Annotated in this window: 13 protein-coding genes; 7 read left to right on the top strand and 6 right to left on the bottom strand. The window is 67.1% G+C overall.

Annotated features, from left to right (window positions below; translation table 11 throughout):
- Positions 1-79 precede the first annotated feature (79 nt).
- From tenA to NJQ44_RS02265, 3 genes are read left to right on the top strand one after another with little or no spacing between them, the layout of a single operon-like run.
- Positions 80-745, top strand: coding sequence for a thiaminase II (gene tenA, locus NJQ44_RS02275; RefSeq protein WP_254273063.1), 666 nt, complete (start codon positions 80-82; stop codon positions 743-745).
- Positions 733-1,479, top strand: coding sequence for a TenA family protein (locus NJQ44_RS02270; protein WP_431357781.1), 747 nt, complete (start codon positions 733-735; stop codon positions 1,477-1,479). Before tenA ends, NJQ44_RS02270 begins: the two co-directional genes overlap by 13 nt.
- A complete protein-coding gene (locus NJQ44_RS02265) occupies positions 1,473-2,999 on the top strand; it encodes a sodium:solute symporter family transporter (RefSeq protein WP_348533069.1) in 1,527 nt (508 codons plus the stop codon). Before NJQ44_RS02270 ends, NJQ44_RS02265 begins: the two co-directional genes overlap by 7 nt.
- A 1-nt stretch (position 3,000) precedes the next feature.
- Here the strand turns inward: NJQ44_RS02265 and NJQ44_RS02260 are convergent, their stop codons facing one another.
- A complete protein-coding gene (locus tag NJQ44_RS02260) occupies positions 3,001-3,303 on the bottom strand; it encodes a DUF8106 domain-containing protein (protein ID WP_254273060.1) in 303 nt (100 codons plus the stop codon).
- Between the two features lie 142 nt (positions 3,304-3,445).
- On the opposite strand from NJQ44_RS02260, the gene NJQ44_RS02255 reads away from it, so the two are divergent.
- Entirely contained in the window at positions 3,446-3,910 is a 465-nt protein-coding gene (locus NJQ44_RS02255; RefSeq protein WP_254273059.1) for a hypothetical protein, read from the top strand.
- Entirely contained in the window at positions 3,907-5,856 is a 1,950-nt protein-coding gene (locus tag NJQ44_RS02250; RefSeq protein ID WP_254273058.1) for a hypothetical protein, read from the top strand. The genes NJQ44_RS02255 and NJQ44_RS02250 overlap by 4 nt, the downstream gene beginning before the upstream one ends.
- On the opposite strand, the gene NJQ44_RS02245 is transcribed toward NJQ44_RS02250, so the two are convergent.
- The 5 genes from NJQ44_RS02245 to NJQ44_RS02225 form a co-directional block, all read right to left on the bottom strand.
- A complete protein-coding gene (locus tag NJQ44_RS02245) occupies positions 5,857-6,729 on the bottom strand; it encodes a CheF family chemotaxis protein (RefSeq protein WP_254273057.1) in 873 nt (290 codons plus the stop codon). It abuts the gene before it with no gap.
- Positions 6,730-6,799: 70 nt separating this feature from the next.
- Positions 6,800-8,032 (bottom strand): HEAT repeat domain-containing protein, encoded by a 1,233-nt coding sequence (locus tag NJQ44_RS02240; protein ID WP_254273056.1) that lies wholly within the window; start codon positions 8,030-8,032, stop codon positions 6,800-6,802.
- A complete protein-coding gene (locus NJQ44_RS02235) occupies positions 8,029-8,841 on the bottom strand; it encodes a CheR family methyltransferase (protein ID WP_254273055.1) in 813 nt (270 codons plus the stop codon). Before NJQ44_RS02235 ends, NJQ44_RS02240 begins: the two co-directional genes overlap by 4 nt.
- Complete coding sequence (gene cheA / locus NJQ44_RS02230) at positions 8,838-10,796, bottom strand: chemotaxis protein CheA (RefSeq protein ID WP_254273054.1); 1,959 nt, start codon at positions 10,794-10,796, stop codon at positions 8,838-8,840. Before cheA ends, NJQ44_RS02235 begins: the two co-directional genes overlap by 4 nt.
- A complete protein-coding gene (locus NJQ44_RS02225; RefSeq protein ID WP_254273053.1) occupies positions 10,796-11,866 on the bottom strand; it encodes a protein-glutamate methylesterase/protein-glutamine glutaminase in 1,071 nt (356 codons plus the stop codon). The genes cheA and NJQ44_RS02225 overlap by 1 nt, the downstream gene beginning before the upstream one ends.
- A 169-nt stretch (positions 11,867-12,035) precedes the next feature.
- Between NJQ44_RS02225 and NJQ44_RS02220 the strand changes: the two genes are divergently transcribed.
- Positions 12,036-12,470 (top strand): chemotaxis protein CheW, encoded by a 435-nt coding sequence (locus NJQ44_RS02220; protein ID WP_254273052.1) that lies wholly within the window; start codon positions 12,036-12,038, stop codon positions 12,468-12,470.
- A gap of 84 nt (positions 12,471-12,554) precedes the next feature.
- Entirely contained in the window at positions 12,555-13,280 is a 726-nt protein-coding gene (locus tag NJQ44_RS02215) for an ATPase domain-containing protein (protein WP_254273051.1), read from the top strand.
- Positions 13,281-13,315: the final 35 nt, after the last annotated feature.

The following is a 13,315-nucleotide window of genomic DNA, read 5'->3' as shown; positions in this document are numbered from 1 at the left end:
CTTAACAGTTCGACATCGACCGCAGTATAATCGGATTGTATCACTAGCTTATATTACGGTGCGGTGGCGACACTCACCTATGAGTTACACAGACGAACTGGCTGCCATCGGCGACCCCGTCTGGGACGCCATCGTCGCCCACCCGATGCTCGAAGGGTTGGGCGAGGGGACGCTGGACGAGTCGCCGTTCCGTTACTGGGTCCGGCAGGACTACGTCTACCTCGTCGAGTACGCGCGGGTGTTCGCCCTCGGCGCGGCCAACGCGCCCGACCTGCGCCGGATGGGCACGTTCGCGGAACTGCTCGATTCGACCATCAACACCGAGATGGACCTCCACCGGGAGTACGCCGCCGAGTTCGGCATCTCGGAGGCCGACCTCGAAGCGACCGAGCCATCGCCGACGACGCAGGCGTACACGGACTTCCTCGTTCGGGTCGCCGCCACCGGGACGTTCGGCGATCTCGTGGCCGCCTTGCTCCCCTGTATGTGGGGGTTCAACGAGACGGCCCGCCGCCTCGAAGAGCGGGGTCGGCCGGACCACGAGCAGTACGCCGCGTGGATAGCCATGTACGTCGGCGAGGAGTTCACCGACCTCACGGCGTGGTGTAAAGACCTGCTGGACGACGTGGCCGCCGACGCGACCGAGTCCGAACGCGACCGCTATCGGGATATCTTCCGGACCTCGGCCCGCTACGAGTACCGCTTTTGGGACGCCGCGTGGCGCGAAGAGGAGTGGTCGGTGTGACGGGTGACGGCGTGCCGGACAGATACGCCGCCTACGCGGCCGACCGCTCGAACCCGCGATTCACCGAGTGGCTCCGTGCTCGGGCGGGGCCGTCGTGGGACGACGCCACCGACCACCGATTCGCGCGCGAACTCCGTTCGGACGAACTCGCCGATGCGGTGTTCGCCCGATATCTCGTACAGGACTACGCCTTCGTCGAGACGCTGGTCGGCGCGTTCGGCCACACCCTCGGCGACGCGCCGACGATGGCCGCGAAGTCTCGCCTCGCGGATTTCCTCGGAACGCTCACCGACGACGAGGACGACTACTTCCAGCGCTCCTTCGCGGCGCTCGACGTGCCCGAGTCGACGTACCGCGACCCGCCGCTGACCGAGACGACCGCCGCGTTCCGCGACCTCGTCGAGCGCGCGGCGCGCGAGGGCGGCTACGCGGAGACGCTGGCCGTCCTCGTCCCCGCCGAGTGGGTGTACCTCGCGTGGGCGAGCGCGGGCGACGGGGAGCGACCCGAGCGGTTCTACCTCGCCGAGTGGGTGGACCTCCACGCCGTCCCCGCGTTCGCGTCGTTCGTCGACTGGCTCCGAAGCGAACTGGACCGCGAGGGCGCGGCCGCGAGCGAGCGCCGACAGGCCCGTCTCGCCGACCTGTTCTGTCGGACCGTCGACCTCGAAGTCGCGTTCTTCGACGCCGCCTACGAGGGAATCGGGGCGGACCAGGGGGGTGAGGCCGCGTGGTGAGTTCGGCCGTCGCGCTGGGCCTGACCGTGCTGACGCTCGTCGCGTTCGCGGCCCTCGGTATCTGGTACAGTCGCGGGCGCTCCGGGTCCGTCGACGATTTCCTCACCGCCCGAAACTCCGTCGGCGAGCGGCGAACGACGGCGACGATGGTGGCCTCGGTGATGGGCGTCTGGATTCTGCTCGCCGCGCCGGAGGCGGGGGCCGGGTTCGGTATCGCCGCCGTCGTCGGCTACGCCATCGGTGAGGCCGTGCCGATGCTCGCCTACTCTCGTCTCGGCCCGCGCGTGCGCGAACTCCTCCCCGAGGGCCACTCGCTGACGGAGTACGCCCACGCCCGCTACGGGTCGGCGATGTACGGGTTCGTGGTGCTGGTCAGCGCGCTCTACATGTTCGTCTTCGTCGCCGCCGAACTCACCGGTATCGCGGGGGCGCTCTCGCTCGTCGCCGGGGTCCCGCAGTGGCAGACCGCCGTCCTCGTCGGCGGGTTCGTCCTCCTCTATACGGGCTACGGCGGCCTCCGGGCGACCATCGTCACGGACACGGTGCAGGCCGTGCTCGTCCTGCCGCTGTTGGCCCTCGTCGTCGGCGGCGTCGTCCTCACGCTCGGCGGCCCCACCGCGGTGTATCAGGGCGTCGTCGAGGCGAACCCGACCCTCGTCGACCCCGGATTCCTGCCGGGCCTGCAGTTCGGTCTGGGCCTCGCCTTCGCCATCCTCGGCGCGGAACTGGTCAACCAGACGTGGTGGCAGCGCATCTACGCGGGCCGGGACAGCGAGACGGTCGCTCGCGGGTTCCGCAACGCGAGCGTCCTCAACGCGGGGTTGGTCTTCGTCGCCGCGTTGCTGGGTGTGGTCGCCGTCGGTCACGCGGACGTGGTCACGGACGTTACGAGTAGCGCCTACAACGCCGACGTGGCCTTCTTCGTCCTGTTGCAGAGCGCCTTCGGCGAGTGGATTCTGCTCGCGGTGGTCCTGTTGGCGCTCCTCTTGGTCGTCAGTTCCGTCGACTCGCTGTTCTCGGCGCTCGCCAGCCTCGTCACCGCGGACCTGCCGCGACTGCTCGCGGACCCGGACGACCGCACGCTCCGACTCGGCGCGCGGGTGTTCACCGTCGTCGTCGCCGTCGCCGCCGTCTACGTCAGCCTGCGCGCCCGGAGCGTCCTCCGCCTCTTTTTCTTCGCGGACCTGCTGGGCGCGGCCGTCGCCTTCCCCCTAGTCTACGGTCTGTACTCCCGTCGCATCACCGGCCTCGGCGCGCTCGCGAGCAGTCTCGGCGGCCTCGCCGTCGGACTGGCGTACTTCCCGGACCTCCGGTGCATGCTGGCGGCGGTTCCGGGCCTCGGGTCGCTCCTGCCCCCGGCGGACCCGCTGTATCTCACCTCGTTCGCCGGAGCGTTCCTCGTCTCGACAGGGCTGGCGCTGGTCGCCGCTCGCGTCTCCGGGGGCACCTTCGACTTCGACAGCCTCGCCGACACCGGGTCGGTAAAGGTGGCCGACGGCGGGACCGACCGCGCGGAGTGAGTCAGGTCCGGCCGACGGCGAGCCACGTCAATCGCTGACAGAGGGCCTGCCACGTCCGGACGCTGTCTCCCCACGCCCGAACGACCGCGGGCCAGTGGGTTCCGGGCCGCGGGGGCCGCGACCCCTCGAAGGCGGGTCGGTGCGTGAGTTCCGTCCGACAGTCCGGACACCGATACCGCGTCCCGCGGGCGGTCTCTCGCACCAACCAATCGCCGTCGACGTGACTGCGGTGGTCGCACGCCGGGCAGAACAGCGTCGCTTTCGGCGGCGGGTCGTCCGGCGCGGGAGGACTCTGGGCGGTCATCGTCGGACGGTTCGTCGCCAGACTAAAAGCGTCTGCCTAGGAGGTGTCTATACTCCCTGGTAGTCCTTCTATCCGTTCTCGTTATCCCGACCGATAACCGCCCCATCACACACTTATATCGCGCTCACAAACCGCCGGTAACATGGCTGCCCGGCTCCTGAGCGGCGTTTTCGTCCTCGTCCTCGTCGCCGCCGTCGCCGTCGGCCCACTCGGCGTCGCCGTCGGCGAGTCCCCGACAACCCCGGACGAGGCGACAGTCACCGTCGAGTCCGTACCGACCGACACGCTCACGCTCGACCGGGGGCGCTTCGGAAGCGGTCGCTATCACCTCGACGCGCCCCCCGCCGTCGTCACCGCCGCGAACGTCTCGGGGACGCCGTCGGTTCGCTACGTCATCGACGTCCCGGGCCTCTGGATGACGGCGACGACGCGACGGGACCTCGCCGGACGCGAGGGTCGCCTCGCGTTGGCCGCGAGTCCCGCCACGGTCAGCCCGGACCGCGTCGACCGGCGGCGGTACAACGCCACCGTGGCGGTCTGGGTCAGAACCGGGAGCCGCGACCGGGACCTTCTCCAGCGGCGCATCACCGTGGAGGTCGAATCGTGAGCGTCGCCGACCGACTGCTCGCGGGCGAGACGGTCACCGTCGACGAACTCCGCACCGCGACCTGGCGGGCGGTCTTCGGCGACCGGGTCGGCGTGACCGTGTTTCTCGGCACGCTCGCGTGGGTCGGCCTGACGTGGCGACTCGGCTTCTTCTCGAACGACCAGTACACCTTCGCGAACGCGTTGCTCGCCGTCGTCGACGGCCACCTGCACATCGTCGACCCCGTGTACGGCCCGCCGTCGGGGGCGACCCCCGGTGCGGTCCTCGTCGACGGCCGGGTGTACGGCCGCAACTACGGCGTCGTCCTCGTCTCGGCGCTGTGGTACGTCCTCCTGCGACCGCTCGCCGCCGTCGCCGACGTGGGCGTGTTGCTGACCGGTCTGTGGGCGCTCGCCGTCGTTGGCGTGGGCCGCGGCGTCGGTCGGTGGCACGACCGGCCCCGCGACGGCCTGCTGGCGGGCCTCACGGTCGGCGGAACCCTGTTCGTCGCGTCGCTGTTCGTCGCGACGCCGCTCTCGACTCGCTGGCTCCCGCTGGTGGCGCTCCAACTGACGACGGCGCTCTCGGCCGCCCTGCTCGCCGTCGTCTGCTACCGCCTCGTGACGCGGCTGTACGACCGGCGAATCGGGACGGCCGCGGCGTTGACCCTCGTCCTCGCCAGTCCGGTCGGCTTCTGGGCGACGCTCCCGAAGCGCCACACGGTGACGGCCCTGTTCGTCGCCGCCGCGATGTACACGCTGTACCGAAGCCGCGAGGCCTCAACCCGTCGGACGGCGACCCGGTTCCGCGCCCTCACCTACGTCTGGGTCGGCCTCGCCGCGTGGGTCCACGCGGCGGAGGGGTTCGTCCTCTTGCTCGCCGTCGCCGCCGTCGACCTGCCGACGGCCCGCTGGAACGGGCCGCGCGACCTCGGTCCCGTCGTGGCGGCGCTCGCGCTCTCGCTCGTCCCGTTCGTCCTGACGAACGTCGCTATCTCGGGCGACCCGCTCGCCCCGCCCCGCCTGCTGGACGCCTACACCGGTGACGTGCTGAGCGGGACCGGCGACGGCGCGACGACGGGCGGTGCGAATGGGGACTCGGGCGGCGGGACGCCGGTCGATACTGCTGGGGCAAGCGGCGGCGACACCACCAGCGGACGAGGGTTCAGACTGCCGTCGCTCGCGTCGCTCCCCGCCGGAAGGGTCCTCGGCCAGTTCACCGCCTCCTACGCCGCCCTGTTCGACCCCGTGCGCCTGGTCCGGGTGTTCGTCCGCACCGGCTACGTCCCGGCGCTCCCGCCGGGAAAGGACGCCGCCATCAACCTGAGCGTCCTCGCCTCGATGCCCGCACTCGGCGCGCTGGTCGGCTATCCGATACTCGCCGTCCGACGGCGATTCGGAGGCGTGGAGTGGCCCCACCCGCGAGCGTGGTCGCCCGCGCGCGTCCTCGACGCGTTCACCGTCGTCTACGCCCTCGGCCTCCTCGGCCTCTTCTTCCGCGCGCTCCCGACCTACCACATGCTGACGGTCCGCTACCTCCACCCGCTGTACGTCCTCGGCGCGTACTGGCTCGTCCGCTTGCCCGTAGTCCGCGGCGTCGTCACCGAGAACGGACGGTCGCTCGCCACTGCCTACGCCGTAACTGTCGCGGTCGCCGTCCCCGCGTATCTCGGTGCGATAGCCGTCGGCGGACTCGTCCTCGGCGAGGCGGTCCAACTGTACGCGCTCGCCGCACTCACCGCCAGCGCTGGCGTCGTGGCGTGGGCGGCGGTGACGACGGTGACCGGCGACTATCGGCGGGGCGGCCCGTTCGCGCTGGGCGTCGCCGCCGGTGCGACGACGACGTACCTGCTGGTCGCCGGTCTGTCGCTGTTTCCGGTCACCGGGGAATTCCTCCTCCCGCTGTCGCGCCTGCTCGGTGAACACGTCCACTACGCCCGACTCCTGGGGAGTTCGCCGCCCGCGTGACTACTGGTCGGCGATGGCGTCGCCCGCGATAGACCGGCCGCGGGCCTCTAACTGGACCTCGCGGCGAGTCCTGACGGGTTCGAGGATGTCCGCCTCGATGAGGCGGTCGTACGCGTCCTCCACGTCCTCGGTGTCCATGCCGACGAAGTCCGGAATCTCGAACGGCGAGATGCCCGTGTAGAGGGCCATCAACACCTGCGTCTCCTCCGGCGAGAGGTCCACGTCGTCGGCGGCGTTGCGCTGTTCGCCCTGCCGGACCAGCCCTTCTATGAGCGAGACGTGCCGACGGCCTCCCGAGAGGTGGGTCTCCACGCTGGTCCCGTCGATGGTGTGCTCGATTTCGAGGAGGGAGCGTTCCGTCCCGCGAATCTCTTTCTCCTTGGCCTCGACCGTCCCCACGTCGTCCACGTCGAGTTCGACGAACGTCCCGCTCGCGATGGCGAGGTTGACGGTGTCTTCGTGTTCGTCGTCGAGTTTGAGGCGGGCCTTCTCCCACCTGGTGTCTTGAACGACGCCGCCCTCGACGGCCGGGTGTTTGACGAGGACGACGATTTGGTCGAGGAGCGTCCGATAGAGCGCGTCCTCGAACTCGTCGGTGGCCTGCGTCGAGACGAGAGTCACGTCGCGGCCAGCCTGCAGTTTGACGTAGCTGTCGACCTGCGCGAGCGCCTGGTTCATCTGACTGGCCGTGACACTCGTGAGTTTCGCGAGCGGGATGGTCCGCTTGCCCTGATTGGTCGCGAGGACGAGGCGCTTGTTCGAGAGGAGGACGCGGCCCGCCGTCCACTCGATGTTGTTGCGCTTGTTCCCGTCCGAGATGACTTGGACGAACTTCCCCTTCGTGTCGATCAGAACGCGTTCTCCGTCGCTCATCGCTATCCCCGTCTCTCCGTCGGCGATACGACCCGCCTCGACTTAACCGGCCCGACGCGCCGGTCGGCGATCATCCGCGACCACCGAGCTTCGAGATGGCCGAAAACGCCTTCTTGCGGACCACGTCGTGCTCCGTCTCGTCGATGAGTTTGTCGAGCACCTTCCGCGAGCGCTCGCCCCCGACTTTCCCGAGCGTGAAGATAGCCTGCCCACGGACGTTCGGGTCGACGCCCGCGTCCTCGACGAGCGTGAGGAGACGGCGCTCGACCATGTTGTCGTCGTCGCCCAACTCAGCGAGACTGGTCGCCGCGAACTGCCGGAGCATCTGTCCCTCGTCGGAGAGCGCCGTCACGAGAGCGTCGATGACCCGACTCCGCTCCTGTTCGCTGGTGACGCGGCCGAGCAACCACGCGGTGTTGCGCCGCTGTGCGGCCTGCGTGCTCTCTTCGAGAATCTCGACGAGCGGGACGACGACGCTTCGGTCCTCGGTGTTCGAGAGTTTCTCGACGATGGTCTCGCGGATGTCGTGGCTCTGGTCGGTCGGGACGTTCGAGAGCAGTTGGATGAGCGAGTACACCGCCGTCCGGCGGACCGCCGCGGATTCGTCGCCCAGCGCTTCCACGAGGTAGTCGACCGGGCGGCCGTTCTCGAAGTTGCCGAAGGCGTCGACGGCGACGCGGCGAACGCGTTCGTTGTCGTCCTCGTACATCGGGAGCAGCGCCTGCAACGCCTGTCGGTTCCCGATGTTGCCCAGCGCCTCGGCGGCCTCGCGGCGCACCGCCCCCTTCGGGTCGGTGAGCAGCGATTCGAGCGGACTGGTCGCCCGCGAATCCCCGATTTTTCCGGCCGAGCGGGCCGCTCTGGCCCGCACGCGAGGGTCGGAGTCCGCGAAACGTTCGGTGAGCTTTGGAATCGAGTCGGCCTGTTCCAGCCGACCCAACCCGTTGGCGGCGGCCATCCGCAACTCCGGCGTGTCGGCGTCCAAGGCCCGCATGAACGCCTTGGCGGTCACCCAGTCGGCGGCGTCGTCCGCCAGTTCGATGCCCGCCATGCTCCCGATGAGTTGCTCGATGGCGTCCCCGCCCAGTTCGTCCAGCGAGTCGATGGCCGCGGCGGTGACGGCGGCGCTGTCTCCCTGGGCGGCTTGGACGAGGGCGCTGACCACGTCGCGCCGGTCCTCGTGGTCCGCGAAGTTCCCGAGGAGTTCGGCGGCCCGGGCCTGGACGCGTTCGTTGTCGCTCTCGCGCAGGACGCGGATGAGTTCCTGCACCTCCCCGTCCCGTTCGAGTTCGTAGAGGCTCATACCCGGCGGTAGATGCGGTGCTGTTTGTCCACCGCTTCGAAGGCGTCCCGACACTCCGCCGGGAGCGTCTCGGTCATCCCTATCATGAGGTAGCCGCCCTCCCGGAGCGAGTTCCGAATCGTCTCGAAGATGGGGACCTTGAACTCGGCGTCGATGTAGATGAGTAGGTTCCGACAGAACACCAGGTCGAAGTCCCGCTTGGGGTCGCCGCGGATGAGGTCGTGTTGCTGGAAGGAGACCATGTCCGTGACGCGGTCCTTGACGGTGAAGGTGTTGCCGTCCGTCTCGACGTACTCCGAGTAGTCCTGGAGCGGTGCCAGTTCCTCCGCGATATCGGTCGTCTGGGAGGTCTCGTAGGTCGCGTTCCGCGCTTCCCGCAGGATGTCGGCGTTGATGTCGGTCCCGGTAATCTCGATGCGACGCTCGTCGATATCTGGGTCGTCGTGGGCCAGCATCGCCGCCGAGTAGGGCTCACGCCCGTCGGCGCTCGGGGCCGACCAAATCTTCACGCGGCGGTTGTTCGCGGTCAGGTCCCGAAGGACCGGCCGGAGTTGCTCCCACGCGTCGGGGTTCCGGAAGAACCCGGTGACGTTTATCGAGAGCGAGTCCAGCAAGGCTTCTCGCTCGCCGTCCTCGTCGTGTTCGAGCAACCGCTTGTACGCGCGGTAACTGTCGGTGTCGGTCCGGCGCATCCGCGCGGTGATGCGTCGGTCCAGGTACGAGTCGTTGTAAAAGCCCGACTCGAAGTCCATCTCCGATTCGATGAACGCGAGCAACTGGTCGAACTGCCGCTGTTCGGCGCTGTTCATAGGGTCACCACGTCGAGGATGTGGACGATATTGCCGTCGCCGAGCACCGCCGTCCCCGAAAGACCGGGCGTCCCCGAGAGGATGCCCTCCAGCGGTTTGACGACGACTTCCTCCTGACTGTTGACGGAGTCACAGTGCAGCGCCACCTGTCGCTCGGATTCCCGGATGCGGACGAGCATCCCGTCCCCGTTGGCCGTCTCGCCGGGTACGTCGAAGGTGTCGTCCAGGTGGATGACCGGGTAGATGTCGTCGTTGTGCTTGATGACCTCCTTCCCGTTGACCTGTTTGACCGCCTCCGTCGCGGTAATCTCGTCGACGTTCTTGATGGGGACGCCGTACTCCTCGTCGCCCACCTCGACGAACAGCACCTTCACGATGGCCATCGTCACCGGCAGGCGGAGCGCGACGGTGGTCCCCTCGCCTTCCGTCGAGTCGACGTTGACCGACCCGTCCAGTTGCGTGACGGTGTCGTGGACCACGTCCATCCCGACGCCGCGACCGCTGGTGTCGGTCACCTCGTCGGCCGTCGAGAACCCGGGGTGGAAGATGAGGTCGTAAATCGAGGAGTCGTCCATCGCCTCCAGTTCCTCGGGCGAGCGGACGCCCTTCTCGATGGCCTTCTGTTTGATGCCAGTCACGTCGAGACCGGCCCCGTCGTCTTCGACTTCGATGATGACGTGGTCGCGCTCTCGGGAGGCCCGCAGGGTGATGTGACCCGTCGCGGGCTTTCCGGCGGCCTCCCGGTCGGCGGGGTGCTCGATGCCGTGGTCGACCGAGTTCCGCAGAATGTGCATCAGCGGGTCCGAAATCTCGGTGAGGATGGTCCGGTCGAGTTCGATGTCCTCGCCCTCGATTTCGAACTCGATGTCCTTGTCCAGTTCCCGTGCGAGGTCACGGACCAGTCGCGGGAACTTCCCGACGACTTTCTTCAGCGGGATGAGCCGCATGTCCATCACCGTGTTCTGGAGGTTGGCCGTAATCTTGTCCAGTTCGTTCAGCGTCTCGCCCGCCGAATCGAGGTCGTCCTGTTCGACCGAGCGGCGCAGTTTGATGCGACTCGTCACCAACTGCTCGACCAGTCCGTGCAGGTCGTCGAGTTGGTCAACGTCGACCCGCACCGATTTGATTTCGTCGACGCTGTGTTCCTCCTCGTTGGCCGCCGACCCCGAGACGGCGTTCCCGCCACCGACGGCGCTCCCGGCGTCGGCCGTCGCCAGCGCATCGGTCACGTCCCTCGCCTCGAAGGACTCGATTTTCCCGATGGAACCGAGTTCCGCGTCGACGGTCGCGGCGTCCGGGGCGTCGAGGTACAGGTCGAACGTCGCCTCGAACTCGCCGTCTTCGATGGCCGCCCGTTCGGGGGCCATCTCGAGGATGTCGAACACGTCTTCGACCGCGTCGAGCGCCAGCATCGCGTCGACGCCGAGCATGTCCGACTCGCCGACGCTGACGGTCGCGTGAACCACGCGGCCGTCGGCCGCGTTCGGGTCGATATCCGCGTCAACCGTCGCGGCCCCGGTTTCCGCCGCCGCTGTCGCCGCCGGGTCGCCGCTCTCGGCATCCACCGCGGCGTCGGCCCCTTCCTCTAACACCGTTCGTAACTCGGCGACCATCTGGTCGGTCTGGGTGTGTGACTCGCCGTCGTCCTCTATCTCGTTGACGATGACCTCTATCTGGTCGACACCGGCGAAGACGAGGTCCATCACGTCCGACGACACCGCCATCTCGCCTTGCCGCATCGCGTCCAGCAAGTCCTCCATCGCGTGTGCGAGGTTCGCCGCGTCGTCGAACCCCATCGCGCCGAAGTTCCCCTTCAGCGTGTGGGCGGTCCGGAAGATGGAGTCCATCGCCGCCTGGTCGGACGGATCCGACTCCAAGTCCAGCAGTGAATTGTTCAGTTCGGTAATCGCCTCCTCGCTCTCACGGATGAATGCGTCGAGATACTGGTCGTCCATTATGAGGTCACCTCAGTCCGAATCGTGTCCAAGATACCGCTCGCGATGTCGTCGATGGGAAGCACGCTGTCGACACAACCCGTCTCGACCGCCCGCTTGGGCATCCCGTAGACGGCCGACGTGGCTTCGTCCTGTGCGATAGTCCGGCCACCGGCCGCCTTGATGCGGCGGATGCCGTCCGCACCGTCCTCGCCCATCCCGGTGAGGATGACGCCGACGAGGGTGTCGTCGATAACGTCGGCCGCCGTTTCCATCGTCACGTCGACCGCGGGCCGGACACTGTTGACCGGTTCGTCCTGGGTCAGTTTCACCCGCAGTCGACCGTTCCGGTAGTTCTTTATCTCCATGTGGTAGTCACCGGCGGCGACGAGGGCCTCGCCGCCACCGATTCGCGCCCCGTCAGTCGCTTCTCGCACGTCGTACCCGCTCCGCGCGTCGATACGCTCGGCGAATCGCCCCGTAAAGCCCTCGGGCATGTGCTGGACGACGAGGATTCGGAGGTCCGCCGAGGAGGGCAGGTCCGACAGCACTTGCTCGACCATCTTCGGGCCGCCGGTCGACGACCCGATAACCAGCGTCGGATTGGTCGCGTACGACGCCGATTCGACGGTCGACGCGCCGCCACCGCCCTGCGTCGGCCGCCGCGGTCGACGGGTTCGCCCACCGACCTCCACGCTGGCGACGGAGACGACGATGTCGACGAGTTGGTCCTTCAGCCGGGACATCTCCATCGACACCTCCCCGCCGGGTTTGGTGAAGAAGTCGACCGCCCCCTTATCCAGCGCCTCGAAGGTCACGTCGGCGTTCTCGTCCGTATGCGCCGACAGCATCAGGACGGGCGTCGGTCGCTCGGCCATGATGCGTTCTGTGGCCTCGATGCCGTTCATCTCGGGCATCTCGACGTCCATCGTCACCACGTCCGGTTCGTGCTCGACGACCGCATCGACGGCCTCACGGCCGTTTTTCGCCTGTGCGACGACGTCGATTCCCCCCTCCGCCAAGATATCGGAGATGACGCTTCGCATGAAATGGGAGTCGTCGGCGACGACTGCACGCGTGGGACCGGCCATCGTCACACGCGCCCCTGCGACGAGGTCGTTTGCGAGCGGAGCATCTGCATTCCTACGCCGTACTCCCGTTCCGCCCGAAATAAAGACTCCGCCCACGTAATCAAAGTTGATAGCACAGCGGGTAGCTTTATACGCGCGTCCCGCCCTACCTCCAGATACTCCGGGACCTATGTCAGCACAGTCAGCAACCACCGGGCAAGTACTCGAATTCAAACTCGGCGAGGAAACGTACTGCGTCAGCATCGACTACGTGACCGAGATCGTCGATATCGGCGATCTGACACAGGTCCCGAACGCGCCGCCCCACGTCGAGGGCGTCATGGACCTCAGAGGACGGACCACCTCCATCGTCAACCCGAAAGTCGTGTTCGGCATCGACGACGACAGCGAGGGAAAGCGCATCATCGTCTTCGACCCGGACATCGTCCGCGACCAGGGTGCGGCCGGATGGCTGGTCGACGAGGTGTTCCAAGTCGTCCAAATCTCCCCGGAACAGGTCGACCAGTCGCCGGGCAACGACACGGGGTCGATTCGCGGCGTCGTCAAGCGGGACGACGACTTCGTCATCTGGGTCGACCCCGCAATCGTCCACAGCCACGGGTGAGCGTACGGACCGCGGAACCCGTGAAAAAGACTTTTTACGACCCGCTACCCACCGTTAACTAACTTAACCACCCACACATCCGATATGATTGAACTCACAAAGACAGGCATCGACGGCCTCGACGACATCCTCAACGGCGGTATCGTGAAGAACTCGACGACGCTCATCAGCGGCAACCCGGGCGCGGGGAAATCCATCCTCTGTCTCCAGTACATTTACAACGGTGTCGAGATGTTCGACGAATCCGGCATCTACCTCTCCTTCGAAGAGAACGAGTCGGACCTCCGGCAGGCAGCCGAGTCCATCGGCTTCGATAAGTGGCCCGAGTACGTCGACAACGGCGACATCAAGGTGTACGACAAGCAGGTCCTCCTCCGCGAGAACGACTTCTCGTCCTCGCTCGACCTCCTGTTGGACGACCTCGAAGACGAGTCCTACGACCGACTCGTCCTCGACTCGCTGGCGATGTTCAACCTCTTCTTCGAAGACGAGACCGAGAAGCGGACCTACCTCCTGAAGTTCACCGACATCCTTCGGAGCAACGGCCTGACGACGCTGATGACCAACGAGCAGGGAGCCGTCTTCCCGGACACCGAAATCGGACTGGAGAACTACCTCACCGACGGGAACATCTACCTCATCCAGACTCCCACCGACTCCGGGGTCAGCCGCTACGTCTGGGTCGCGAAGATGCGCAAGCAGAATATCGAGACCGATATCTATCCGATGGAGATAGATTGGGGCGGGATTCAGGTCCATCAGAACGCCAGTGCCTTCTCGATGATGAGCGAGGAGGAATCACCGATTTAGGCCCCCCGTTACCCCCATTATTATCGTTTAAAACG

The sequence above is a fragment of the Haloarcula marina genome, assembly GCF_024218775.1.
GTDB lineage: Archaea > Halobacteriota > Halobacteria > Halobacteriales > Haloarculaceae > Haloarcula > Haloarcula marina.
This window is presented reverse-complemented; position numbering and strand designations above follow the sequence as displayed.

Excerpts from the sequence above, each read along its gene's own strand:
- NJQ44_RS02240 (WP_254273056.1), bottom strand. The coding sequence starts at position 8,032 with ATGAGCCTCTACGAACTCGAACGGGACGGGGAGGTGCAGGAACTCATC.
- NJQ44_RS02220 (WP_254273052.1), top strand. The coding sequence starts at position 12,036 with ATGTCAGCACAGTCAGCAACCACCGGGCAAGTACTCGAATTCAAACTC.
- NJQ44_RS02260 (WP_254273060.1), bottom strand. The coding sequence starts at position 3,303 with ATGACCGCCCAGAGTCCTCCCGCGCCGGACGACCCGCCGCCGAAAGCG.
- NJQ44_RS02245 (WP_254273057.1), bottom strand. The coding sequence starts at position 6,729 with ATGAGCGACGGAGAACGCGTTCTGATCGACACGAAGGGGAAGTTCGTC.
- NJQ44_RS02255 (WP_254273059.1), top strand. The coding sequence starts at position 3,446 with ATGGCTGCCCGGCTCCTGAGCGGCGTTTTCGTCCTCGTCCTCGTCGCC.
- NJQ44_RS02225 (WP_254273053.1), bottom strand. The coding sequence starts at position 11,866 with ATGGCCGGTCCCACGCGTGCAGTCGTCGCCGACGACTCCCATTTCATG.
- tenA (WP_254273063.1), top strand. The coding sequence starts at position 80 with ATGAGTTACACAGACGAACTGGCTGCCATCGGCGACCCCGTCTGGGAC.
- NJQ44_RS02215 (WP_254273051.1), top strand. The coding sequence starts at position 12,555 with ATGATTGAACTCACAAAGACAGGCATCGACGGCCTCGACGACATCCTC.
- NJQ44_RS02235 (WP_254273055.1), bottom strand. The coding sequence starts at position 8,841 with ATGAACAGCGCCGAACAGCGGCAGTTCGACCAGTTGCTCGCGTTCATC.
- cheA (WP_254273054.1), bottom strand. The coding sequence starts at position 10,796 with ATGGACGACCAGTATCTCGACGCATTCATCCGTGAGAGCGAGGAGGCG.